Genomic DNA, 22,698 nt, shown 5'->3' with positions numbered 1-22,698 from the left:
CTCCTAGAGTGGGGCGGGTGGGTGCTCACCCGCCCCACTCTAGGAGGAGGGGCCGGGGCTCAGGCTCCCTGAGCCACCGCGTCCTCGATCGGGGTGGGACCGGAGACGATCTCCCACGTCTTCGCGATGGAGGTCGGCTGCGCCAGGGCGGCGATCACCGTCGCGGCGACGTCCGCTCGCGGGATGCTCCCCTTCTCGACGGAGGTGCCGAGCGTGATCGTGCCGGTGCCCTCGTCGTCCGTCAGCCCGCCCGGGCGGAGGATCGTGTAGTCGAGGCCGGAGTCGCGCAGTGCCGCGTCGGCGTCGCGCTTGGCCTCGACGTAGGCCTTCCAGCCCTCCTCCGTGTCCTCGGGGAGCGGCTCGTCCACACCGATCGCACTGACCTGCACGAAGTGCTGGACCCCGACGATCGCGGCGGCCTTCTGGCTGAGGACGGACGCCCCCAGGTCGACGGTGCGCTTGCGCTCCGGGCCCGAGTCGGGTCCGGCTCCGGCGGTGAAGACCATGCCGTCGACGTGGCCCAGCGCCTCGGCGAAGGCCTCGGGCGTGGTGTCCTCGAGGTCGTGCACGAGCGGCTCGCCGCCCAGCCGGACGATGTCCTCGGCGTGATCGGGGTTGCGGATCACTCCGACCGACTCGTGGCCGGCGTCGTACAGCAGGTGCAGGATCTGCTGCCCCACCTTGCCGTGGGCTCCGATGACGGCGATGCGTGTCATGGACGTTCCTCTCCTCGTCGGGGCGGGTCGCCCCGTGTTCGTGGTCCCCTCCATCCTGCCGCGGCGTCCCTGGACGCCCCCAGGCCTTGACGGCGTCCGGGCGCCGGGCCGTCAGGCGGCGAGGCGGTCGTCGCGTCCGGTGATGGCGAGCAGGCGGCTCTGGAGGGCGGCGGCGTCGTCGACCGGCACGGGCGCGGCGTAGAGGCCGCTCGCGCGCAGGGTCTCCTCCTGGGGTGCGAAGAGCTCCCAGACCGCTGCGACGAGCTCCTCGTCCAGCCGCTCGTCGCTGCCGGTCGCGCGGGCGAGGTCCCAGGCGTGGACGGTCACATCGGCCGTCTGCTCCTGCAGCAGCTCGACGGCGCTGACGGTGTCGCGCCCCAGCTGCACGGTCGCCGCCGGGTCGACGGTGCGGACAGCGACGCGCAGGCGGTCGGTCACGCGGCGCCACTCGCTCCTCAGATCGGTGGCGACGGACTCGAGTCGCAGCGCCGACTCGTCGCCGCCCGAGAGGAGCGTGTGCGCGCGCTGCTGCTCGCGGACGACGTGCAGCACCAGAGCGCGCGTGTCCCACTCGGTGTCGGGCGTGGGGGCCGACCAGTCCTCGACGGCGCTCAGCCGGAGCTCGAAGGCGCGGTGGGCGCGGTCCTGCAGATCGAGCCAGCGGCTCATCTCGGCGCCGGGGCCGGTCTCGGTGGCGGTGGGGGAGTCGGGCTGCTCGTGCGTCATGGTCTCTCCGGAGCGTCGTGGTGCTCGGGTCAACCGCGAGTGGTCGGCGCTCATTCCCGGGCGCGGCGGTCGAGCGGCCGATGTCGGTGGTGCGTGGGAGCATGTCCCGAGGCGTGGGCGAGCAGGACGGAGCGGCGTGAGCAGGCAGGACGGCGCGGCGTGAGCGAGCAGGACGGCACCGCGTGAGCAAGCAGGACGGCACGGGGCGGCAGGTCACGACCGAGCCCTTCGACGACCCGCGCGCGAGCATCATGCACATCGACATGGACGCGTTCTTCGCCTCCGTCGAGCTGCTCGACCGGCCGGATCTGCGCGGGAGGCCGGTCATCGTGGGCCACCACGGAGCGCGCTCCGTCGTCACAGCGGCGACCTACGAGGCGCGCCGCTACGGCGTCAACTCGGCGATGCCCATGGCGGTCGCCCTCCGCCGCTGCCCGCAGGCCGTGGTCCTCGAGCCGCACATGGAGCGCTACCGCGAGGCCTCTCGCCGCGTCATGGCGATCTTCGACTCCTTCACGCCGCTGGTCGAGCGCCTGAGCATCGACGAGGCGTTCCTCGACGTCGCGGGTGCCCGCCGCATCTCGGGCTCGCCGTTCGCGATCGGCACCGAGATCCGCCGCCGGGTGCACGCCGAGCTCGGGCTGACCTGCTCGGTCGGGATCGCCAGCACCAAGTTCGTCGCCAAGCTCGCCTCCGGCCGCTCCAAGCCCGACGGTCTGCTGGTCGTCCCCGCCGACGGCGTCCGCGAGTTCCTCGATCCGCTGCCCGTGAGCGCGCTGTGGGGAGTCGGCGCGAGCACGGAGGAGGCGCTCGTCCGCCGCGGTCTGCGCACCGTCGCCGACGTCGCGACCACCCCGCTGCCGTCGCTGGTGTCCGCCCTCGGCGAGGCGACCGGGAGGCGCCTGCACGCCCTGGCGAACGGGGTGGATCCGCGGCCGGTCGACACCCGCCAGATCGAGAAGAGCGCCGGACACGAGATCACGTTCGCCGACGACGTGGCCGACCCCGAGCTCGTCCGTCGTGAGCTGCTGCGGCTCTGCGACAAGGTCGCCGTGCGGATGCGCCGCTCGGGAGTGCGCTGCCGCACCGTCGCGGTGAAGGTGCGCTTCGGCGACTTCAGCACCCTCACCCGCTCCCGCACGCTCGTCGAGGCGACGGACGTGGCCCGGGTCCTCTACGAGGCCTCCTCCGCGCTCCTCGAGGCGGCCAACCCGATGCGGCGGCCCGTGCGGCTGATCGGCGTGCGCGGCGAGCAGCTGGTCGAGGGCGACGACGTCGCGTTCTCCCTGTGGAGCGACTCCGACGACTGGCGCGACGCGGAGCTCGCGGTCGACGGCGTGGCCGCCCGCTTCGGCTCCGGGGCCGTGCGTCCCGCCTCGCTCCTGTCCCGGTCGGCTCCCGAGTCGGCCAAGGGGATCGACCTCAGCGACACGCTCGCTACGCGGAACCGATCGTCAGACTGATCGGGCGGTGGTCGGAGCCGTTCGGCGGCAGGACCGCGACGGTCGCGGCGGTGACGCCGTCGGCGAGCGCGTGGTCGAGCGAGACGAGCGGCAGCAGGGACGGCCAGGTCGCCGGGAAGCCGACACCGCCCGTGCGGACGAGGCCCGCCTCCGCCAGCACCGGAGCGAACAGGTGGTCGTCCGTCGGCGTGTTGAAATCGCCGATGACCAGTGTCCGCTCCGACTCGTCGTCTCGGAGAGCGGTGGCGAGGTTCGAGAGCATGGTGTCCCGCTCCTCGTGGTCGCCCGGCCGGAACGAGGCCAGGTGCACCACGAACAGGCGCGCGCTGCCGACCGGCGTGTCGACATCGACGGCGAGCGCGCGCTCCCAGCCGAGACCGAGGTCGAGCGGCTCCTCGTCGGTCAGCTCGGTCCGGCTCCAGACGCCGACGGTGCTCGAGACGGACGAGTACGGGTACTCGTCGGCCAGCTCGGCGTCGACCGCGTCCACGGCGTCTCCGTCGAGCTCCTGCAGCGCGATCACGTCGGGGCCGCGGGCGGCGAGCGAGGCGGCCAGCCCACCGGCGTCGCTGCTCGTCTCGATGTTCTGGCTGACGACGGTGAACGAGCCGGAGCGCACGGCCGGCGCCGGAAGCGCGACCGGCAGCACCAGCACGCCGTAGACCATCGCCAGCACGGTGACCGCGGCCGCCGTCCGGCGCGACCGGAGGGCCGCCGCGGCCGCGATGAGGAGCAACACGACGAGCCCCGTCCACGGGATCCCGACCTCGAGGACCGACAGCCAGCCGATCGGATCGGGCAGCGCGCGGTGGAAGGCGAGGAAGGCGGCGAGCACGAGGCTCGCGACCGCCACCGCGGCCGAGCGCACGGGGCGGCGGCGGCGGGTGCGGGCGGACATCCGTCGATCATGGCAGCAGGTCCCCGGAGGTCCATGGACGAGTCCTGTGCGCCCCGGCGGGCCGCTTGTCGCCGCGGAGAGCCGCGGAGTACCGTCGCACCATGCCCAACATCGCAGTCTCCCTGGCCGACACCGTCACCACCGCGGGTACCGCGACGATCTACGGCGAGCCCGTCACCGTCGACGGCGTCTCGCTCGTCCCCGTCGCCCTCCGCTGGTTCGGCTTCGGCGGAGGCAGCGGCTCCGAGGACGGCCAGGAGGGCGGCGGCGGAGGCGGCGGCGCCACGGTCATCCCGATCGGCGCCTACATCAAAGACGACCTCGGCCTGCGGTTCCAGCCGAACGTGATCTCGGTCCTCGCCGTCGGCATCCCCTTCGTGTGGGTGACCGGCAAGGCCCTCGCGCGCATCATCCGCGCCCTCAAGAAGTAGCCGGAGCGGCCCCGCGTCAGCTGGCGCGCTGCTGGCGCGCGGGGTACCACTTCTTCTTCGTCCGGCCGAAGCCGACGATCAGCCGCTCGGCGTCGTCCGGCCGGCGGGGATCGTAGATCACCGCGGCGGGCTCACCGGCCATCCACGCGTCCCCCCGCTTCAGCGGGTACTTCTGCGCGCGCTTCTCCACACCCTCGGCGGTCCGGTAGACGACCAGGAGCCTGCCCAGATCCCGTGCCGAATCGCGATCGCCGCGTGCCGGATCCGGCCCGACGACGCGCGCCGGCACCCGCGTGCCGTAGCTGAGCAGCTCGCGGCGGATCCGCGCACGGCGTTGCCAGAGCAGGGCCTGCAGCAGGACGATCAGCAGCACGGCCAGGACGACGACCACCGACCACGACATGACGTCTATAATTGCCGACGAACACGGGAGTCCGGTGCACCGGGCTGAGAGGAAGGCAGCAGCCTTCGACCGTCGAACCTGATCTGGGTCATGCCAGCGAAGGAACGTTTCGATCTCCTCTTACCAACCCGTGCCCTCCATTCGCTTCCACGAAAGGGCACGTCAGTGCAGAACACGAACGCGCAGAACACGAACGCGCAGAACACGAACGCGCAGAACACGAACGCGCAGAACCTCACCTCCTCCGCCCCGGCCCGGCGCGATCTGCGCTGGCGGGTCGTCGACATCGTGGTGGCGAGCGTCGTCGCCGTCGCGAGCGGGATCGTCTTCTGGGCCTGGGGCCTGGCGACGAACGTCCTCGGCCTCGCCTTCGAGTTCCTGCCCGGGCTCGGCGGGCTCCTCGGCGGCGGCTGGCTCTTCGCCGGCGTCCTCGGCGGCCTGATCATCCGCAAGCCCGGAGCCGCGCTCTACACCGAGCTGGTCGCCGCGGCCGTGTCGGCTCTGATCGGCACCCAGTGGGGCTTCACCGTGCTGATCTCCGGACTCGTGCAGGGACTCGGCGCGGAGATCGTCCTGGCGCTCTTCCTCTACCGCAGCGGCCGTCCGCTCGTCGCGATGCTGGCCGGTGCCGGTGCGGGGCTCGCCCTCGCGATCAACGACCTGCTGTCGTACTACGCCGTCAACGATGCGCTCTTCAAGACCGTCTACGTCGCCTCCTCGATCGTCTCGGGCGCGCTCCTGGCCGGGCTGCTGTCCTGGTTCGCGGTGCGGGGGCTCGCGGCCTCGGGAGCGCTGGACCGCTTCGCCTCCGGGCGCGAGGGCCGGACGGTCGAGGGAGCCGGCGCGGGCGCTCGATGAGCGGCGCTTACGTCCGGGCGCGGGGCTGGAGCTGGCGGCACGCGGGACGCTCCCGCGACGCCCTCTCCGGCCTCGATCTCGCGCTGGAGCCGGGGGAGCGCGTGCTGCTCCTCGGCCCCTCCGGCGCGGGAAAGAGCACGCTGCTGCACGCCCTGGCCGGCGTCCTCGGCGGGGAGGAGGACGGCTCCGCGGCGGGCGAGCTCGAGATCGACGGAGCCGCGCCGCTCACCCGGCGCGGTGTCGCTGGGCTCGTGCTGCAGGATCCGGACACTCAGGCGGTCCTGGCGCGGGTCGGCGACGACGTCGCGTTCGCCTGCGAGAACCTCGGCGTGCCGCGCGAGGAGATCCCCGCGCGGGTGCGGGAGGCACTCGGCGACGTCGGGCTCGACGTGCCGTTGGACCACTCCACCTCGGCGCTCTCGGGCGGGCAGAAGCAGAGGCTCGCCCTGGCGGGTGTGCTCGCCATGCGTCCGCGGCTCCTGCTCCTCGACGAGCCCACCGCCAACCTCGATCCGGACGGTGTACGCGAGGTGCGGGCGGCGGTGGAGCGCACGGCCGCCCGCACGGGGGCGACGCTGATCGTCGTCGAGCACCGGGTCGACGTGTGGGTCGGCCTCGTCGACCGGGTCGTGGTGCTCGGGCGGGACGGCGCGGTCGTCGCCGACGGCGCTCCAGTCGAGGTCCTCGATCGAACGCACGACGTGCTCCGCGCCTCCGGCGTCTGGCTGCCCGGTGACACCCCCGCCCGGCGCGGGGCGAGCGTGCTGCCCTCGCCCGCCGCCCTGAGCGCGCACGACCTCGCCATCGGCCGGCCCGTCCTCGGGCGCCGCCGCTCGACCATCGTGGCCTCGGGGCTCGAGCTCGCCGTCGACTCCGCGCGGGCCACGGCCGTGCTGGGACCCAACGGCGCGGGGAAGTCGACCCTCGCGCTCACGCTGGCCGGTCTCCTGCCGCCGGTCGCGGGGCGGGTGACCGCCTCCGAGTCGCTCCGCTCCGGTGCGGGCCCGGAGCCGATCCGCTGGACCTCGGCTCAGCTCGCCGGACGGATCGCGATGGTGTTCCAGGAGCCGGAGCACCAGTTCCTCACCGCTCGCGTGCGCGCCGAGCTCGCGCTGGGCGCCCGCGACGAGACGGAGCGGCATCGGGCGGAGGAGCTCCTGGAGCGCCTCGGCCTCGCGCACCTCGCCGACGCCAATCCGTTCACCCTCTCCGGAGGCGAGAAGCGGCGCCTGGCCGTCGCGTCCGCCCTCACCCGGTCGCCGTCCGTGCTCGTCCTCGACGAGCCGACGTTCGGGCAGGACCGCCTGACCTGGGAGGTGCTCGTCGACCTCCTCGCCGAGCAGCGCGACGCGGGCACGGCGGTGCTCGCCGTCACCCACGACGAGGCGCTGGTCGCCGCCCTCGCCGACTCGGTCGTCACCCTCGGCGCCCGCGAGGCGGTGTCGGGATGACGCTCCTCGACTCCGTTCCCGCGCGCAGCCGGATCGCCCGGGCCAACCCGGTGGCCAAGCTCCTCGCCAGCCTGGTCATCGCGTTCGCGCTCCTCCTCACGGTCGATGCGGTCTCCGCGGCGACGGCGCTGGCGCTCGAGCTGCTGGTTCTGCCCTTCGCGGGGCTCCGGGCGGGCGAGCTCGTGCGGCGGACGGCTCCCGTCTGGATCGCGGCTCCGCTCGCCGGCCTCTCGACTGTTCTCTACGGTCGCGACAGCGGCGCCGTCTTCGCGGAGTTCCTCATCGTCTCGGTCACGGAGGGATCCGTCGCCCTCGGGCTGGCCATCGCGCTGCGCGTCCTGGCGATCGGACTGCCGAGCGTGGTCCTCATCGCCACCACCGACCCGACGGACCTGGCGGACGGCCTCGCGCAGATCCTGCGCCTGCCCTCGCGCTTCGTGCTCGGCGCTCTCGCCGGCATGCGGCTCGTCGGTCTGCTCGTCGACGACTGGCGCACCCTGTCGATGGCCCGCCGGGCCCGTGGGGTCGCCGACGGCCGCGGGCCCGTCGAGGCGCTCCGCAGCCTCGCGGCCCGCACGTTCTCGCTGCTCGTGCTGGCCATCCGGCGGGGGAGCAGGCTCGCGACGGCGATGGAGGCGAAGGGCTTCGGCTCCGGCGTCCCGCGCACCTGGGCGCGGCAGTCGCGCCTCGGAGCCGGCGACCTCCTGCTGCTCGCGGGCGGAGTGCTGATCGCTGCCGTCGCCGTGACCGCCGCCGTCGTCACCGGCTCCTGGAGCTTCGTCCTGCATGGCTGAGCGGATCCTGCCGCTGACGGATCACACGGCGGGCGACCTCGCCCGCTCCGTGATCGCGCGGCGTCGTCGGACGGTGCTGCTGGACGGACCGAGCGGCTCCGGCAAGTCGACGTTCGCGCGCGCGCTGGTCGAGCAGCTCCGTCTCGCGCCGGCGGCATCGTCGGTCGCGCTCGTGCGGATGGACGACCTCTACCCCGGCTGGACGGGCCTGGACCGGGCGTCGCGGGAGACGGCCGGGACGCTCGTCCGCCCCCACGGCCTCGGCCTCGCGGCGCACTGGCGGCCCTGGAACTGGGCCGCGGGGACGACGGCCGGGCGCCGCGTCGTCCGCGAGACGCTTCTCGTGCTCGAGGGCTGCGGATCGGCCGGCGCCGCCGCGCGCCGCCACGCCGATCTGGTGGTCTGGCTCGAGGCCGACGACGAGGTGCGGCGCGTGCGCGCGCTCGAGCGCGACGGCGAGCTCTTCGCTCCGCACTGGGACGCCTGGGACCGCGACTTCCGCTCCTACTGCGCTCGGGAGCGGCCCCGGGAGAACGCCGACCTCGTGCTGGACACGGGCGGCGGGGGAGCGGTGCGCGGCTGAGGGGTCCCCTCCGAGCGCGGCGACGCGCGGATGCCGGTGAGAGGCTCGCCCTCGGCGGTGATCAGGCCCAGCCGAGCTCGTGCAGCCGGTCGTCGTCGATGCCGTAGAAGTGGGCGATCTCGTGGACGAGCGTGACGTGGATCTCGTCGCGCAGCGCGTCCAGATCGTCGCACGCGGCGAGGTGCGGCTCGCGGAACAGCACGATGCGGTCGGGCATCTCGCCGAAGCCGTAGCGCTCGCGCTCGGTGAGGGCGACGCCGTCGTAGTAGCCGAGCAGATCCAGGGTCCCGTCCTCGGGCCGGTCCTCCACGACGAACACGACGTTGTCGAGCCCGTCGACCATGTCGTCCGGGAGCGCGTCGAGCTCGGAGATCACCAGGGCTTCGAAGGCGTCCTCGTCCAGCTCGAGCATCCGGGACCTCTCTGCGTCGGCGATCGCTGCCGGTCGCCGGATGTGCGAAGAGGCCCGGAGTCGGAACTCCGGGCCTCTTCCGCTGCATGCACAGCCACTGGGGTGAGTAACGGGGCTCGAACCCGCGACCTCCTAGACCACAACCAGGCGCTCTGCCAACTGAGCTATACCCACCAGGAGCGTGTTCCGGCGGGGTGACCCGCCGAAGCAACTGTACGAGAGTACTACATCCGCGAGGCGAACTCGTCCACGACGGCGGCCGACACTGCCTGCACCTCGGCGGTGCTCGGCCCCGGCTGCTCCACGAACACGGCACGGCGGTAGTACTGCAGCTCGCGGATGCTCTCGAGGATGTCGGCGAGGGCGCGGTGTCCGCCGTGCTTCTTGGGCGCGTTGAAGTAGATGCGCGGGAACCAGCGCCGTGCCAGCTCCTTGATCGTGCTGACGTCGACGTTGCGGTAGTGCAGGTGGCCGTCGAGACGCGGCATGAACTTCGCGAGGAAGGCGCGGTCGGTGCCGATCGAGTTGCCGGCGAGGGGGGCCTGCTGCTCCGCCGGGACGTGCTTCAGCACGTACTCCAGCACCTCGTACTCGGCCTCCGCGACGCTGACGCCGGAGGGGATCTCGACCAGCAGCCCGGAGGTCTCGTGCATCGACCGGACGAAGTCGCCCATGTTCTCGAGCGCGGTCGCGTCGGGCCGGATGACGAGGGAGAGCCCCTCGTCGAGCGGGTTCAGCTCGAAGTCGGTGACGACGACGGCGATCTCGACGAGCTCGTCGACGGAGAGGTCGAGCCCCGTCATCTCGCAGTCGATCCAGACAAGACGGTCGGGGGCGCTACTCATGCGGGGCAGTCTATCGGCGGCCGCCGACACCCGGTCCGGCCGTCCCGCTCCTCCTACACTGGACCCTCGTGATCACGCTCGCCTGCTGCCTCCTGATCGTCAACGCCGTGTGGAACGCGATCGTCTGGCCGCCCTTCCTCCGCCGCGTCCGCAAGGACCCGCGGGCGCGCGACGCGGACGGCCGCGCGACGACCTTCCTCCGCGTGCACACGGTGCTCATCGGCGTGTCGCTCGCCCTCGCCGTGGTCTCCCTGGTCGTGGGAGTGCTGGGACTCGTCCGGGGCACCTAGGCCCCGGCGGGCGCGGCCTCTGCGCTTCGGTATCGTGGTCGCAGTCCGCCCCCGTAGCTCAGCGGATAGAGCAGGAGCCTTCTAATCTCTTGGTCGCAGGTTCGATTCCTGCCGGGGGCACCATCGGATCGGGAGCGCGCCGGTCGCCGTCCCTAGTCTTGTCCCGGTGGCGTGCGGATCAGCGTCGACGCCTCGCGCCCGTCCTTCGACCGCGTCGCGGCCTCTCCTCGGGCGGCGCTGCGCTCCTCCGAGGAGTGACGCCCGGCACCCACGGGGTTTTCCTCCGCTCCGGTGACCCTCGGACGAGGACTCGCGGTCGCTCCACCAGTAACACACCGGCAAATCGGAGGCAACACCGGCGTGTTTCCCACCCGAAGTCGTTTGAGTGTCATTCAGGCGCCTAGTCTTGGGGTGTCCGGAATTACAACGACGTAACGAACGGAGGTACGACCATGCTGCTCCTCGCCATCCTCGGTGGAATCGCCGTCGCGTGGACGATCGTCGCGGCGCCCCTCGCCGTACTGGTCGGCCGAGTCGCCCGTGCACGTGATGCACACAGCTAGTCAGTACACGCACCGCCCGCACCACGGAGAAGGCCCCGATCGCACTCGCGATCGGGGCCTTCTTCACGTGGTCGGGAGCACTCAGACCGAGCTGCGCTCCTGGCCTCGGTCGTCGTCCGAGGCGGACCGCTCGAACCGGGCCTCGTCCGCCCGGACGACCGCCTCGTCGTCGGCCGGCACGCCGTCGCGGTCTCCGTCGGCCGGAGCCGACGGCGTCGCGTCGTGCTCCGCGTCCGGCTGCGGCTGGGCGGCAGGAGCCGAGCGCTGCGGGTCGACGGGCGGCAGCTCCTCCACGGGACGCTCGCGCGACGGCACCTCCAGGCGGTCGACGTCGGCGAGCAGGCGGCGGGTCTCCTCCTGCGAGGCGTCCCCGGCCGACGCGGGGAGGACGATCGTGGGCGTCTGCGGGGCTGCAGAGCCGGAGGCGGAGCCCGCGCCGACGAAGACCGGTGCGACGGCGGTCGGTGCGGCGGCCGGGGGAGCGGTGCGCTGGGGAGCGGCCTCGGCGGTGCTCGCGGCCCGATCGGACGACGGAGCGGACTTGGCGGAGCGGTCTCGACCCGTCTCCGAGAAGCGCCAGCGCTCGAGGTCGGCGAGGAAGGCCTTCCGGGCGCGCCCGGGCTTGTCCCGCCACTGCACGAGGCGGTCGCGGAACTCGCCCACGCTCGCCTGCGTCTGGTAGCCGCCGGTGCTCGACGTGTGCTTCAGCTCGGCGAGCTCGTGAGCGGCCCAGTTGGCCGCGACTCCGGAGCCCTTGACGGGCAGGAGGCGCAGGTGCGTCTCGGCCTGCGCGGAAGCGCGGTCGCTGAGGACGCGCTCCGGGCTGCTGAGGACGTTCCAGGCCGAGGCGTCGACCGCGGCGTCGACGAGCGTCGCGATGACCGCGTTCTTCCGCTCGTGATCCTGCTGACGGATGAGGCGCGCGATGGACGCTCGGAAGACGGAGGCGATCACGATCGCTCCGACCACCACGGCCAGCAGGACCACAGCGGCCGTGAAGACCGCCTGGTGTCCGTCGCTCGTGCGGATCCAGGACATGAACTCGTTCCACCACTGCATGGGGCGAACGCTATCCGGGGCGGTCGCCGCGGCCCGGTCGGCACGCCGCCGACCGGGCGGATCGGCGCGTCAGGCGACGCGGAAGACCTCGATCGCGTCGTCGACGCTCCAGAACTCGCCGAGCTCAGCGCCGGCGGGCATGCCCGCCCGCAGCAGCCGGGCGCGGTACCGCTCGCCGAGCGGATCCTCGACCAGCTCGATGTGGCCGACGACGGCACCCGAGCCGGTGCTCACGCGCCACAGCCGGGCGTTGACCCGGGTGAGCGTCGGCGGGGTGCGGGTGGCGTGCAGCGTGGACAGGGACATCGGTTCCTCCTGCTCGAGTCTCGGAGCACCCACCGGCCGAGTGCTGTCGCAGACTACGGCCGACCACCGACATCCCCGCCGGGGCGTCAGCGAAGGGTCGTGCCGTGCACCGCGAACTCCTCGATCGCGTCGATCTCCTCCTGCGAGAGGGGGCCGGCGTCCAGCGCGGCGAAGTTCTGCTCGAGCTGCGCGACGCTCGACGCTCCGATGATGGCGCTCGTGACGGTGGGCACCCGGAGCACCCAGCTCAGGGCGAGCTGGGCCAGCGACTGGCCGCGCTGCTGCGCGATCGCGTTCAGGCCGCGGGCGCGCGTCAGGTACGCGTCGTCGATCCGGTCGGAGGAGAGGAAGCGCGACGTCGCCGCACGGGACCCCTCCGGCACGGTGCCGTCGAGGTAGCGGTCCGTCAGGAGCCCCTGCGCCAGCGGCGAGAAGACGATGCAGCCGGTGCCGAGCTCGTCGAGCACGGGGAAGAGGCCGTCCTCGGGTCCGCGGTCGAAGAGCGAGTAGCGGGGCTGGTGCAGGAGGAGCGGCACTCCGCTGCCCGCCAGTGCCGCCTGCGCGGCCCGGGTCTGCTCGGGCGAGTAGTTCGAGATGCCGGCGTAGAGCGCCTTGCCCGACTCCACCGCCGAGACGAGAGCGCCCATGGTCTCCTCGATCGGAGTCTCCGGGTCCGGCCGGTGCGAGTAGAAGACGTCCACGTAGTCGACGCCGATCCGCTGCAGGCTCTGGTCGAGCGAGGAGAGCAGGTACTTGCGCGAGCCGCCGTCCCCGTACGGGCCGGGCCACATGTCGTATCCGGCCTTGGACGAGATGACGATCTCGTCGCGGTACGGGCGGAGGTCCTCCGCGAGGATGCGGCCGAAGGCCGTCTCGGCGGCGCCGTAGGGCGGTCCGTAGTTGTTCGCGAGGTCGAAGTGGGTGACGCCCAGGTCGAACGCGCGGCGGAGGATCGCGCGCTGCGTGTCAAGGGAGCGGTCGGATCCGAAGTTGTGCCAGAGGCCCAGCGACAGGGCGGGCAGCAGCAGGCCGCTCCGTCCGGTGCGTCGGTAGTCCATGCGGTCGTAGCGGGCGGGGGCGGCGTCGTAGCTCACGCCGCGACTCTATTGCAGGGGGCGGATCCGCGGAATGCAGGGGGCGGTGAGCGTGTTGGACCGACTGACGCCTCCGGCACCCCGGACGCGTCGACGCGACAGGAAGTGAGTCACACGCAATGCGCACATTCGTACTCGCCGGAGGATGCTTCTGGTGTCTGGACGCCGTCTACCGCGTCCTCGACGGCGTGACCGACGTCGTCTCCGGCTACACCGGCGGCCGCACGACCGAGCCCGACTACGAGGACGTCTGCTCCGGGCGCACCGGCCACGCCGAGGCCGTCGCCGTCACCTTCGACCCCGAGGTCATCCCCGAGCAGGTCGTCCTCGACGTCTTCTTCACCCTGCACGACCCGCGACAGCTGAACCGCCAGGGCAACGACGTCGGCACGCAGTACCGCTCGGCGATGTTCTACTCCTCCGACGAGGAGAAGGAGCTGTTCGAGACCGCGCGCGACCGTGCGTCCGAGTGGTGGGACGGCCCGATCGTCACTGAAATCTCGCCGCTGGGCGTCTACTACCCCGCCGAGGACTACCACCAGGACTTCTTCGCGAAGAACCCGGGCCAGGGCTACTGCATGGCGGTCGCACTGCCCAAGGTGAACAAGATCCGCAAGTCCTACTCGAGGTACATCACCGCGTCGTAACGCTCCTCCACAGGGGACGATCCGCTCGTCCTCTCCCCAGAAGGGCCCGCCTCCACCTCGGAGGCGGGCCCTTCGTCGCGACACTGGCACTGCGGCGCCCGAGCGGTACCAGCCCCCTCCGCCCGGGCGCCGTGCCCGTCGCAGCCGTGGCGGGGCAGGAGTAGAGAGGACACGACCATGACCGACACGCTGACCGTCATCGGGACCATCGGCACCGAGCCCCGGAGCATCGACACCTCCAGCGGCACCGCGATGACCAGCTTCCGGCTCGCCTCGACGCAGCGGCGCTACGACCGCTCGGAGCAGCGCTGGGTCGACGTCTCGACGAACTGGTACACCGTCACCGCGTTCAACGGCCTGGCCGGCAACGCGCTGTCCTCCCTGTCGCGCGGCGACCGGATCCTCGTCACCGGGCGGCTCGGGGTGAGGGCCTGGGAGGCGGGAGGCAAGGCCGGTACCGATGTGGTCCTCACGGCCGAGGGCATCGGGCACGACCTCGCCTGGGGGACCAGCAGCTTCACGAAGACCGTCGGGCGCGCCTCTGCTCCCGCCCCTGCCGCCGAGCCCGCGTGGAGCGAGGAGGCGCCGCGCGAGGGCGCCGCGGCGGGTGACTGGGGCGCGTCGGGCCATGACCGCGGTGATGCCGTGCCCGAGCCGCCGGTGGCGGCGGGCGTCGGCGGAGGCGCTCCCGGTCTCTCGGTAGGATCCGGGGAGACCCCGTTCTGATCCGGGGGACCGGAGCGAGAGCCGTCCCGGTCGGGAGGAGCCGGGCGTGACACGGAACCGAGCGGCCCGCATCGCGCTCGTGCTCGGCGGTCTCGCCGTCTGCCTCTCCGGTTGCACGTCGCCGTCGGCGCCGGACCCCGTGGTGTCCTCCTCCGCGGCCGAGGCGCCGGCACCGGCGGAGTCCGCCGCACCCGTCGCCTTCGTGCCGGGCGGGACGACGGAGCAGAACCTCCCCGTGTTCGAGCAGACCCTTCGCGCGGCGGCCGAGCCCGATCCGGAGGTGAGCGGCTCCAGCGTGGTCGACGCGCTCGTCGCGGCGGGGTTCTCCCGCGAGTCGATGCAGCTGACAGCGGACGAGACCTCGGTCGGACTCGACGCGGACTCGGTGCAGGTCTCCGTCAAGCTCGGGGAGTCGTGCCTCATCGGCCAGTACGGCCTGAAGAGCGGCGGGGTGCGGGCGGTGATCGCGGCTCCGATCGCGACCGGCGCCTGCCTGGTCGGCCGGACCGTCCCGATCCAGGGCTGACGCGCCGGCCTCGACCGGGAACCGCTCCGCCTCGCGCCCCGGTCGGGGTCGGAAAGGACGAAAGGATCCTCGACAAGGCCCCTCGCCCGTCGAGTCCGAGAGAGCCCGGTGTTCGCCCATCGCTCCTGCAGGACCACTCCGACCGGTACGGATCCGAGCGTGAGCACCGCCTCGTGCGAGCGGACAGGTCGGCGATCCCGGTGGTCGGCGGCGCCCTCCTCTCCCCGGGACGCCGCTCCGCACGGTTAGGCTGCCCGGACCGACACGTGTGCCCCAGCGCGGGCACCGCGACGGACGTGCCGACGGGAGTGCTCGGCACGAGGACCACGACGAGGGGGAACTCGCCATGACCACATCCCGACCGCAGACGACGACGCGAGCGAGGTGGAGGCGCACCGCCATCGCGGTCGCGAGCACGGCAGCCGTCGTCCTCGGAGTGACGACAGGAGCCGGAGCGGCTGCCGCAGCGGAGAAGCGTCTGCTGACGAAGGTCACCCCCTACAACTGGTCGACCACCGAGACGTTCTCGGCCGCTCAGACCGCTCCCGTCGCGGGAGACGTCACCGGGCTCGACGTCACGCTGTCCGACTCCGCCCGGCCGACGGGGAGGTACCCGGCGTTCACGACGTACAACTGGGTGATCGGCGACTACGCCCTCACAGGGGCGGTGGACCTCGACGCCGGGGATCGCACCTTCCGCATCGACCTGAAGCAGCCCCTCTCCTCGTTCGGCGGTGGGACTGTCGCCCTCCAGATCACGGCGCAGAAGCAACCGCTGGAGGAGAACCAGAGTCCGATCGGCCAGCCGGTCGACAGCGGCTTCGAGCTGACCACGTCGGCCACCCTCTCCGTCGCCGGAGCCTCCGGCGCCGGCGGTGTCGGCGGGGTCGACCTCAGCAGCAGCGCACAGACGCTCCAGCGGAGCGCCGCGTACTTCGCGTACGAGAAGGTCGACACGGCTCTGGACGTCAAGGGTGGCGACACCGTCGTCCTCGAGTCCAACCGGGACGGCTTCTACGACCTCCAGGGGCTCGCCGCCTACGTCGGTCCCAGCAGGACCGAGCGGATCCCCGCCCAGGTGGTCGCGGACAACGATCAGTCCAAGGTCACCGTGACGATCCCGTCCAGCGCCTACGACGCCTACAAGGACCGCGTGAGCAGCCTGCTCCAGGTCACCGGCGTCAGCAACGGCAGGGTGGAGCAGCCCCGCGGAGCGACCATCACGTCGGACGCCGCAGTCCGCGTCACGGGAAGCGGAGCCACCACCCCGCCGGTCACGCCGACCCCGACGGCCACCGCGACCACCCCGCCGGTCACGCCGACCCCGACCACTCCTCCGGTCACGCCCACGCCGACCGCAACGCCGACCGCCCCGCCCGCCGGCTCGCCGGTCGTCTCGCGCATCTCGGGCACCGACCGTCAGGGCACCGCGGTCGAGGTGTCCAAGCGCACCTTCCCGGCGAACGTCCCCGTCGTCTACGTCGCCACCGGGCAGAACTTCCCGGACGCGCTCAGCGCCGGACCCGCCGCGGCCAAGGCGGGCGGGCCGCTGCTCCTGGTCGACCGCGACTCGATGAGCCAGGTCGTCCGCACCGAGCTGACGCGTCTCAAGCCCGCGAAGATCGTCGTCGTCGGCTCCGAGCTCAGCGTCGGCAGCCAGGTCTACAGCGACCTGGCCGCGTATGCGCCGAAGGGGAAGACCACGCGCATCGGCGGAGTCGACCGCTACGACACCTCGAAGCTGATCCTCCAGGACGCCTTCAGGGGCGGCTCCCCGATGGCCTGGCTGGCCACGGGCGAGAAGTTCCCCGACGCCCTGAGCGCCAGCGCCGCAGCCGGCGCGAATCGCGCTCCGGTGGTGCTGACCAATGGAACCGGCTCCACGGTGGACCCCCTCACCCAGCAGATCATCAGCGGCCTCAAGGTCAGTAGCTTGACGATCGCGGGCTCGACGCTCTCGGTCAGCGCCGGCATCGAGCGCTCGATCACGGGCCCCGTGATCACCCGCATCGGCGGGACCGACCGGTACGACACCTCGGAGAAGCTGAACAAGGCGGCCTTCACCTCGGCGACGACCGTCTACCTCGCGACCGGTGAGAAGTTCCCCGACGCCCTGGCCGGAGCCACGGCGGCGGGCTACACCCGGAGCCCGCTCTTCGCGGTCCAGCCCACCTGCGTGCCCCGGGCGGTCCTCGCCGACATCACCGCGTCCAAGGCGACGCAGGTGATCCTGCTCGGCAGCACGGACACGCTGTCCGAGGCGGTGGAGCGCCTGACGCCCTGCAGCTGATCCGCACCGTCGTCCGCTGACGCGATCCGCCCTCCCCACCGGCCCGGCCGGAGCGGAGGGCGGTCCGCGTTCAGGCGCTCCCTCCGACGCGGACCGGCGAGTTCCCGTTATCCTCGACTGGTGCGGACGGTCCCGCGGCCTGCGCTCCGCGTCGGCCGGGGCCCGGCGTCCCGCCCCGGTCCGAGCCTCCGTCAGCGCCTCCGCGCGGAGCAGGGGACCGGCGGGCGACCCGACTCCGCGCAGACCGACGGACTTGAGGACTGGGCATGGCTGAATACATCTACTCGATGGTGCGCGCGCGGAAGGCGGTCGGCGACAAGCTGATCCTGGACGACGTCACCATGTCGTTCCTGCCGGGAGCGAAGATCGGCGTGGTCGGGCCCAACGGCGCCGGCAAGTCGACGATCCTGAAGATCATGGCGGGGCTGGACACGCCGAGCAACGGCGAGGCGCGGCTCAGCCCGGGCTACACCGTCGGCATCCTGATGCAGGAGCCCGAGCTCGACGAGACCAAGACGGTACTCGAGAACGTCCAGGAGGGCGTGGGCGAGATCAAGGGCAAGATCGACCGCTTCAACGAGATCTCCCTCGCGATGGCCGACCCGGACGCCGACTTCGACAGTCTCCTCGCCGAGATGGGGACCCTGCAGGAGGCGATCGACGCCGCCGACGCCTGGGACCTGGACTCGCAGCTGGAGCAGGCGATGGACGCGCTGCGCACCCCGCCGGGGGACTCCCTCGTCACCAACCTCTCGGGTGGCGAGAAGCGCCGCGTGGCGCTCACCAAGCTCCTCCTGCAGAAGCCCGACCTGCTGCTGCTCGACGAGCCCACCAACCACCTCGACGCCGAGAGCGTGCTCTGGCTCGAGCAGTTCCTCTCGAAGTACCCCGGCGCCGTGCTCGCCGTCACCCACGACCGGTACTTCCTCGACAACGTCGCGGAGTGGATCGCCGAGGTCGACCGCGGCCACCTCTACCCCTACGAGGGCAACTACTCGACGTACCTCGAGAAGAAGAGCGCCCGCCTGGAGGTCCAGGGCAAGAAGGACGCCAAGCTCGCCAAGCGGCTCACCACCGAGCTCGACTGGGTGCGCAGCAACGCCAAGGGCCGTCAGGCCAAGTCGAAGGCGCGCCTGGCGCGCTACGAGGAGATGGCGGCCGAGGCCGAGAAGACGCGCGTGCTCGACTTCGAGGAGATCGTCATCCCGGTGGGCCCCCGTCTGGGCTCCCAGGTCATCGACGCGAAGAAGCTGCACAAGCAGTTCGGCGAGCGCGTCCTCATCGACGACCTCAGCTTCACGCTGCCCCGCAACGGCATCGTCGGCGTCATCGGCCCGAACGGCGTCGGCAAGACAACGCTCTTCAAGACGATCGTGGGCTTCGAGCCGCTCGACTCGGGCGACCTGAAGATCGGCGAGACGGTCGACATCTCCTACGTCGACCAGAGCCGCGGCGGCATCGACCCGCAGAAGAACCTGTGGGAGGTCGTCTCCGACGGGCACGACTACATCACCGTCGGGAAGACCGAGATCCCCTCCCGCGCCTACGTCTCGCAGTTCGGCTTCAAGGGCCCGGACCAGCAGAAGAAGGCCGGCGTCCTCTCCGGTGGCGAGCGGAACCGCCTCAACCTCGCGCTGACGCTCAAGCAGGGCGGCAACCTGCTCCTGCTCGACGAGCCCACCAACGACCTGGACGTCGAGACCCTGGGCAGCCTCGAGAACGCGCTCCTCGAGTTCCCGGGCTGCGCCGTGGTGATCACGCACGACCGGTGGTTCCTCGACCGCATCGCGACCCACATCCTCGCCTACGAGGGCACCGAGGAGGATCCGGCCAACTGGTACTGGTTCGAGGGCAACTTCGAGGCGTACGAGGAGAACAAGATCGAGCGCCTCGGCCCGGACGCGGCGAAGCCGCACCGCTCCGCGTACCGCAAGCTCACCCGCGACTGATGCGCCTGCACGTCGCCATCCCGCTGCGGTGGTCGGACTTCGACGCCTACGCGCACGTGAACAACGCCGAGATGCTGCGCCTGCTCGAGGAGGCGCGCATCCAGGCGTTCTGGAAGCCGGACTCGCCGCAGCCCGGCGGGATGGCGACGGCGGTGCTCGACGCACGGCCGGGCGCCGAGTCGATCAGCCTCATCGCCCGGCAGGAGATCGAGTACCTCGCGCCGATCCCGTACATGCGCGCGCCGATCGACGTGGAGCTGTGGATCGGGCGGATCGGCGGGGCGAGCCTCGAGGTCTGCTACGAGCTCTACTCGCCCGCCGGCGTCGTCCCGCGGGTGCTCTTCACGAAGGCGGCCACCACTCTGGTGCTGGTGACGGCCGCGACGGGCAGGCCCCAGCGCATCCCGGAGGAGCTCCGCGAGGCGTGGGGCCCCTACGTCGAGGAGCCCATCACCTTCTCGAAGCGGGGCTGAGCTCAGCCCAGGGGGACGCGGACCATGCCCTCCTGGGCGACGCTCGCCACGAGCACGCCCTCCTGCGTGTAGATGCGCCCGAGCGAGAGCCCGCGTCCGCCGGACGCGCTCGGCGCCTCCTGCACGTAGAGGAGCCACTGGTCCACGCGCGCGGGGCGGTGCCACCACATCGCGTGGTCGAGGCTCGCTATCCGCAGGCCCGGCGTCGTCCACGCCGCACCGTGCCGGCGGAGCGTGGATTCGAGGATCGTGTAGTCGCTCGCGTAGGCGAGGGCGGCGCGGTGCAGCATCGGATCGTCCGGCAGCGGTCCGAGCGAGCGCATCCACACGCTCTGGTGCGCGACCCGCTCGGGGTCGGCCCGGAGGTACACCGGCTGCTCGACGTGCCGCACGTCGAAGGGGCGCTGCGTGGCCCAGAAGCTGCCGACCGGGTGGTCGACCCCCGCGAGGATCTCAGCGGTGCTCGGCAGCGACTCCGGGTCGGGGATCCCCTCCGGCATCGGCGCCTGGTGGTCGAGACCCTCGTCCTCGGTCTGGAACGAGGCGATCATCGAGAGGATGGGGCGTCCGTTCTGGTAGGCCTGCGTCCGCCGCGTGCAGAAGGAGCGGCCGTCGTGGATCCGGTCGACCGAGAACGTGATCGGCAGGGAGACGTCCCCGGGGCGGAGGAAGTACCCGTGCATCGAGTGCACGGAGCGCCCCTCGACGGTGCGACCGGCCGCGATGAGCGACTGCGCGAGGACCTGGCCGCCGAAGACCCGCCCCTCGGGCATCCACTGCGAGGGACCCGTCGAGATGTCCTCGCTGGTGCGGGCGCCGGTGTCCGTCAGGTCGAGCGCGGTGAGGAACGAGGACAGGGGATCGGGCACGGTACCTCCGGGGTGTCGGGCGGTGGGGCGAGCGGCCTCGGGTAAGTTTATCGACGCGATGAGTTCGTCCTTCTCCCTGGCGGATCCGCCCAGCCTGTCGGATCTGCGCGTCTTCCTCGGCCGTTCGGCCCGGGTCGAGGACGGTGCGGTCCGGCTCCTCGCCGACGACCACGTGCTGGCCGCCTACACCGCGATCCTCCAGCCCCGCGGTCTGCTCGACCGCTCCGCGACCGTGCTGGGCCTGCGCGTCTTCGCGCTCGACGAGCCCGCCGGCTTCGACCGGGTCGTGCCGATCCGTGCGCTGTCGGACCGCCTCGCCCGCCTGCAGTGGGAGCCGGGCGGAGCGGACGGCAAGCCGGTCGTCCTGCCCGACGGCGACGACGCGACGGCGGGGCCCTGGGCGGGCGTCTCCCCGCCCCGCGGCGGCTGGACCCGGCGCGAGCCCGTGGACCCGGGCTTCCTGGAGCGCGTCGCGCGCGAGGGGATCGACGAGATCGCGGCGGCCGTCGGCTCCGAGACGGGCGAGCAGATCGTCGGCCGCGTGCGGTCGAGCGTCTGGGGCCGCCCGCTCGACGGCCTCGAGGACGTCCCGGCGGGAGCGGCGTTCGCCCTCTTCGCGCTCGGGTTCCTCGGCGCCGACGACCCGGTCGCCCTGCTCGAGAGCGGCGCCTGGCGCCGCCTCACCTCACGGCGCGGACACGTGCTGGTCCGCACCCCGGGCTGAGCGGCTACTCCTCGAAGGTGTTCACCATCGCGTGGGCGGCGCGCTCCAGGTAGTCCCAGAGCAGGGCGTCGTCGGCCGGAGCGAGCTCGAGATCGTCGACGGCCGTCCGCATGTGCTGGAGCCAGTGGTCGCGGGCCTCGGGGTTGATCCGGAACGGCTGGTGCCGCATCCGCAGGCGCGGGTGGCCGCGCTCCTCGCTGTAGGTGCCCGGGCCGCCCCAGTATTGCTCGAGGAAGCCGGTCAGCCGCTGGATCGCGCCCTCGAGGTCGTGCTCGGGGTACATCGGCCAGAGGACCTCGTCCTCGCGGACGCCCTCGTAGAAGCGGCGGACCAGGCGCTCGAACGTCGGCCGGCCGCCGATGTGCTCCCAGAAGCTGCGCAGCGGAGGCGTGCCGCCGATCTGCAGGCCGCTCACGAGCGCGCTCCCGTCGGGCCGGAGGTGCCGCCGCCGTCCTGGGGCGGCGTCCCGCTCCCGCGCCGCAGCGCGCGGGGGAGCCGCACGGGCTTGCCGTGCTCGGTGCTGATCGTGGGGGAGGGCGTGGTCCGCGGCGGCTTGGCGCCTCCGACGCTCGTCGCCCCCTCGAAGCCCTCGAGGACGACGGTGGCCAGCGAGGGGAGCTTCACGTCGAGCGCGTCGAGCGACTTCTTCAGGCGCAGGCGCAGCTCGCGGGCGACGTCGTCCTTGGCGGTGGTGCGGGTCTTGACCACCACCCGGATGACCAGGGCGTCGTCGGCGATGGACTCCAGGCCCCAGAGCTCGGGCTTGTCGATGATCCGGGCCCGCCAGCGGCTGCTCGCCGCCAGTTCGTTCGCGGTCGCGAGGACCGTGGACTGCACCTGCTCGAGGTCCGTCTCGTAGGGCACGGCCAGGTCGACGATGACGCGCGACCAGCCCTGCGACATGTTCCCCACCCGGACGATCTCGCCGTTGCGGACGAACCAGAGGGTGCCGTTGACGTCGCGGATCTGCGTCACGCGGACGCCGACCGACTCGACCACGCCCGTCGCCTGCCCGGTGTCGACGACGTCGCCGACCCCGAGCTGGTCCTCGGCGACCATGAACAGCCCGTTCAGGACGTCCTTGACGATGTTCTGCGCGCCGAAGCCGAGGCCCGCGCCGAGGGCGGCCGTCAGCAGGGCGAAGGAGCCGATGAGGTCCTTGTCGATCGTCGTCACGATCATGACCAGGGCGATGACGACGATCAGGATCGAGCTCAGGTTGTTGAGGATCGACCCGAGCGTGCGCGTGCGCTGCACCACCCGCACGGCCGCGAGCGGCGACGCGGCGATCGACTGGGTGTCCTCGACGCGCTGGCGGCGCTTCACTCCCGACACGATCTGATCGACGACGCGGCCGATCACGAAGTGGGCGATGACGCGCACCAGCAGCGCGCCCAGCACGATCCCGAGGATCGCGACCACCTTCCAGAAGGGCTCGGACTCGAAGAAGGAGACGGTGGCGGCGACAGGGTCCGGGGTGGAGGTCTGAAGAAGCAGCATGACCGCTCCAGGCTACGGGACGCCTCCCTCCGAGACGGGTGCACGAGCCCCGAGCGCGTATAGATTCGAGGCGGGTCCGCTCGGACCCGGACACCGCCCTGG

Annotated in this window: 26 protein-coding genes, 2 tRNA genes and 1 riboswitch; of the genes, 15 read left to right on the top strand and 13 right to left on the bottom strand. The window is 72.2% G+C overall.

Annotated features, from left to right (window positions below):
• Positions 1-59: 59 nt before the first annotated feature.
• Positions 60-716 carry an SDR family oxidoreductase gene (locus C5C63_RS06910; RefSeq protein ID WP_104223727.1) on the bottom strand — a complete coding sequence of 219 codons (657 nt, stop codon included), beginning with the start codon at positions 714-716 and terminating at the stop codon, positions 60-62.
• A gap of 111 nt (positions 717-827) precedes the next feature.
• On the bottom strand, positions 828-1,442 hold the full coding sequence (locus C5C63_RS06905) for a TIGR03086 family metal-binding protein (protein WP_258065402.1): 615 nt from the start codon (positions 1,440-1,442) through the stop codon (positions 828-830).
• 182 nt (positions 1,443-1,624) lie between these two features.
• On the opposite strand from C5C63_RS06905, the gene dinB reads away from it, so the two are divergent.
• The gene (gene dinB, locus C5C63_RS06900; protein ID WP_104223726.1) at positions 1,625-2,905 is read left to right on the top strand and encodes a DNA polymerase IV; all 1,281 of its coding nucleotides are present in this window, start codon (positions 1,625-1,627) and stop codon (positions 2,903-2,905) included.
• Here dinB and C5C63_RS06895 read toward each other — a convergent pair.
• Entirely contained in the window at positions 2,880-3,803 is a 924-nt protein-coding gene (locus tag C5C63_RS06895) for an endonuclease/exonuclease/phosphatase family protein (protein ID WP_104325746.1), read from the bottom strand. The genes dinB and C5C63_RS06895 overlap by 26 nt on opposite strands.
• A gap of 101 nt (positions 3,804-3,904) precedes the next feature.
• Here C5C63_RS06895 and C5C63_RS06890 point away from each other — a divergent pair, with 101 nt between their 5' ends.
• A complete protein-coding gene (locus tag C5C63_RS06890) occupies positions 3,905-4,234 on the top strand; it encodes a hypothetical protein (RefSeq protein ID WP_104223724.1) in 330 nt (109 codons plus the stop codon).
• Positions 4,235-4,250: 16 nt separating this feature from the next.
• On the opposite strand, the gene C5C63_RS06885 is transcribed toward C5C63_RS06890, so the two are convergent.
• Positions 4,251-4,637, bottom strand: coding sequence for a DUF3592 domain-containing protein (locus C5C63_RS06885; RefSeq protein WP_104223723.1), 387 nt, complete (start codon positions 4,635-4,637; stop codon positions 4,251-4,253).
• Positions 4,638-4,651: 14 nt separating this feature from the next.
• Positions 4,652-4,759, top strand: a riboswitch (TPP riboswitch).
• A gap of 43 nt (positions 4,760-4,802) precedes the next feature.
• Here C5C63_RS06885 and C5C63_RS06880 point away from each other — a divergent pair.
• Genes C5C63_RS06880 through C5C63_RS06865 form a run of 4 tightly spaced genes read left to right on the top strand, consistent with a single transcriptional unit; the run spans position 4,803 to position 8,323 of the window.
• Positions 4,803-5,495, top strand: a complete 693-nt coding sequence (locus tag C5C63_RS06880) for an ECF transporter S component (protein WP_374953318.1) — start codon at positions 4,803-4,805, stop codon at positions 5,493-5,495.
• Positions 5,492-6,946 (top strand): ABC transporter ATP-binding protein, encoded by a 1,455-nt coding sequence (locus C5C63_RS06875; RefSeq protein ID WP_104325745.1) that lies wholly within the window; start codon positions 5,492-5,494, stop codon positions 6,944-6,946. The genes C5C63_RS06880 and C5C63_RS06875 overlap by 4 nt, the downstream gene beginning before the upstream one ends.
• Positions 6,943-7,740 carry an energy-coupling factor transporter transmembrane protein EcfT gene (locus C5C63_RS06870; protein WP_104232521.1) on the top strand — a complete coding sequence of 266 codons (798 nt, stop codon included), beginning with the start codon at positions 6,943-6,945 and terminating at the stop codon, positions 7,738-7,740. Before C5C63_RS06875 ends, C5C63_RS06870 begins: the two co-directional genes overlap by 4 nt.
• Positions 7,733-8,323 carry an AAA family ATPase gene (locus C5C63_RS06865; protein ID WP_181133507.1) on the top strand — a complete coding sequence of 197 codons (591 nt, stop codon included), beginning with the start codon at positions 7,733-7,735 and terminating at the stop codon, positions 8,321-8,323. The genes C5C63_RS06870 and C5C63_RS06865 overlap by 8 nt, the downstream gene beginning before the upstream one ends.
• 61 nt (positions 8,324-8,384) lie before the next feature.
• Here the strand turns inward: C5C63_RS06865 and C5C63_RS06860 are convergent, their stop codons facing one another.
• From C5C63_RS06860 to orn, 3 genes are all read right to left on the bottom strand, one after another.
• Positions 8,385-8,735, bottom strand: a complete 351-nt coding sequence (locus C5C63_RS06860; RefSeq protein WP_104223719.1) for a metallopeptidase family protein — start codon at positions 8,733-8,735, stop codon at positions 8,385-8,387.
• A gap of 98 nt (positions 8,736-8,833) precedes the next feature.
• Positions 8,834-8,909, bottom strand: a tRNA-His gene (locus C5C63_RS06855).
• Between the two features lie 50 nt (positions 8,910-8,959).
• Positions 8,960-9,580 (bottom strand): oligoribonuclease, encoded by a 621-nt coding sequence (orn, locus tag C5C63_RS06850; protein WP_104223718.1) that lies wholly within the window; start codon positions 9,578-9,580, stop codon positions 8,960-8,962.
• Between the two features lie 68 nt (positions 9,581-9,648).
• On the opposite strand from orn, the gene C5C63_RS06845 reads away from it, so the two are divergent.
• Together C5C63_RS06845 and C5C63_RS06840 are read left to right on the top strand one after the other, a co-directional pair.
• Positions 9,649-9,870, top strand: a complete 222-nt coding sequence (locus tag C5C63_RS06845; protein WP_104325744.1) for an SCO4848 family membrane protein — start codon at positions 9,649-9,651, stop codon at positions 9,868-9,870.
• A 47-nt stretch (positions 9,871-9,917) separates the two neighbouring features.
• Positions 9,918-9,993, top strand: a tRNA-Arg gene (locus tag C5C63_RS06840).
• 521 nt (positions 9,994-10,514) lie between these two features.
• On the opposite strand, the gene C5C63_RS06835 is transcribed toward C5C63_RS06840, so the two are convergent.
• From C5C63_RS06835 to C5C63_RS06825, 3 genes are all read right to left on the bottom strand, one after another.
• Positions 10,515-11,492 carry a hypothetical protein gene (locus C5C63_RS06835; RefSeq protein WP_104325743.1) on the bottom strand — a complete coding sequence of 326 codons (978 nt, stop codon included), beginning with the start codon at positions 11,490-11,492 and terminating at the stop codon, positions 10,515-10,517.
• Positions 11,493-11,561: 69 nt separating this feature from the next.
• Entirely contained in the window at positions 11,562-11,798 is a 237-nt protein-coding gene (locus C5C63_RS06830; protein ID WP_104223715.1) for a hypothetical protein, read from the bottom strand.
• An 86-nt stretch (positions 11,799-11,884) separates the two neighbouring features.
• Entirely contained in the window at positions 11,885-12,892 is a 1,008-nt protein-coding gene (locus tag C5C63_RS06825) for an aldo/keto reductase (protein ID WP_104325742.1), read from the bottom strand.
• 119 nt (positions 12,893-13,011) lie between these two features.
• Between C5C63_RS06825 and msrA the strand changes: the two genes are divergently transcribed.
• From msrA to C5C63_RS06795, 6 genes are all read left to right on the top strand, one after another.
• Entirely contained in the window at positions 13,012-13,539 is a 528-nt protein-coding gene (gene msrA, locus C5C63_RS06820; protein ID WP_104223713.1) for a peptide-methionine (S)-S-oxide reductase MsrA, read from the top strand.
• A gap of 177 nt (positions 13,540-13,716) precedes the next feature.
• The gene (locus C5C63_RS06815; RefSeq protein WP_104274010.1) at positions 13,717-14,265 is read left to right on the top strand and encodes a single-stranded DNA-binding protein; all 549 of its coding nucleotides are present in this window, start codon (positions 13,717-13,719) and stop codon (positions 14,263-14,265) included.
• 46 nt (positions 14,266-14,311) lie between these two features.
• Positions 14,312-14,791: a DUF6993 domain-containing protein gene (locus C5C63_RS06810; protein ID WP_104292167.1), complete on the top strand. Its 480-nt coding sequence runs from the start codon at positions 14,312-14,314 to the stop codon at positions 14,789-14,791.
• Positions 14,792-15,137: 346 nt separating this feature from the next.
• Positions 15,138-17,081, top strand: a complete 1,944-nt coding sequence (locus C5C63_RS06805; protein WP_104325741.1) for a cell wall-binding repeat-containing protein — start codon at positions 15,138-15,140, stop codon at positions 17,079-17,081.
• Between the two features lie 266 nt (positions 17,082-17,347).
• Positions 17,348-19,030, top strand: a complete 1,683-nt coding sequence (gene ettA / locus C5C63_RS06800) for an energy-dependent translational throttle protein EttA (protein ID WP_104223708.1) — start codon at positions 17,348-17,350, stop codon at positions 19,028-19,030.
• Positions 19,030-19,503, top strand: a complete 474-nt coding sequence (locus tag C5C63_RS06795) for a thioesterase family protein (RefSeq protein ID WP_104223707.1) — start codon at positions 19,030-19,032, stop codon at positions 19,501-19,503. Before ettA ends, C5C63_RS06795 begins: the two co-directional genes overlap by 1 nt.
• 2 nt (positions 19,504-19,505) lie before the next feature.
• Here C5C63_RS06795 and C5C63_RS06790 read toward each other — a convergent pair whose 3' ends face one another.
• Positions 19,506-20,372 (bottom strand): acyl-CoA thioesterase II, encoded by an 867-nt coding sequence (locus tag C5C63_RS06790; RefSeq protein ID WP_244230637.1) that lies wholly within the window; start codon positions 20,370-20,372, stop codon positions 19,506-19,508.
• A gap of 58 nt (positions 20,373-20,430) precedes the next feature.
• On the opposite strand from C5C63_RS06790, the gene C5C63_RS06785 reads away from it, so the two are divergent.
• Positions 20,431-21,096: a hypothetical protein gene (locus tag C5C63_RS06785; RefSeq protein ID WP_104223706.1), complete on the top strand. Its 666-nt coding sequence runs from the start codon at positions 20,431-20,433 to the stop codon at positions 21,094-21,096.
• Between the two features lie 4 nt (positions 21,097-21,100).
• Here the strand turns inward: C5C63_RS06785 and C5C63_RS06780 are convergent, their stop codons facing one another.
• Together C5C63_RS06780 and C5C63_RS06775 are read right to left on the bottom strand one after the other, a co-directional pair.
• Positions 21,101-21,511, bottom strand: a complete 411-nt coding sequence (locus tag C5C63_RS06780; RefSeq protein ID WP_279630823.1) for a globin — start codon at positions 21,509-21,511, stop codon at positions 21,101-21,103.
• Complete coding sequence (locus tag C5C63_RS06775) at positions 21,508-22,596, bottom strand: mechanosensitive ion channel family protein (protein WP_104223705.1); 1,089 nt, start codon at positions 22,594-22,596, stop codon at positions 21,508-21,510. Before C5C63_RS06775 ends, C5C63_RS06780 begins: the two co-directional genes overlap by 4 nt.
• Between the last annotated feature and the right edge of the window lie 102 nt (positions 22,597-22,698).

The organism is Rathayibacter sp. AY1B8 (assembly GCF_002932775.1).
GTDB lineage: Bacteria > Actinomycetota > Actinomycetes > Actinomycetales > Microbacteriaceae > Rathayibacter.
This window is presented reverse-complemented; position numbering and strand designations above follow the sequence as displayed.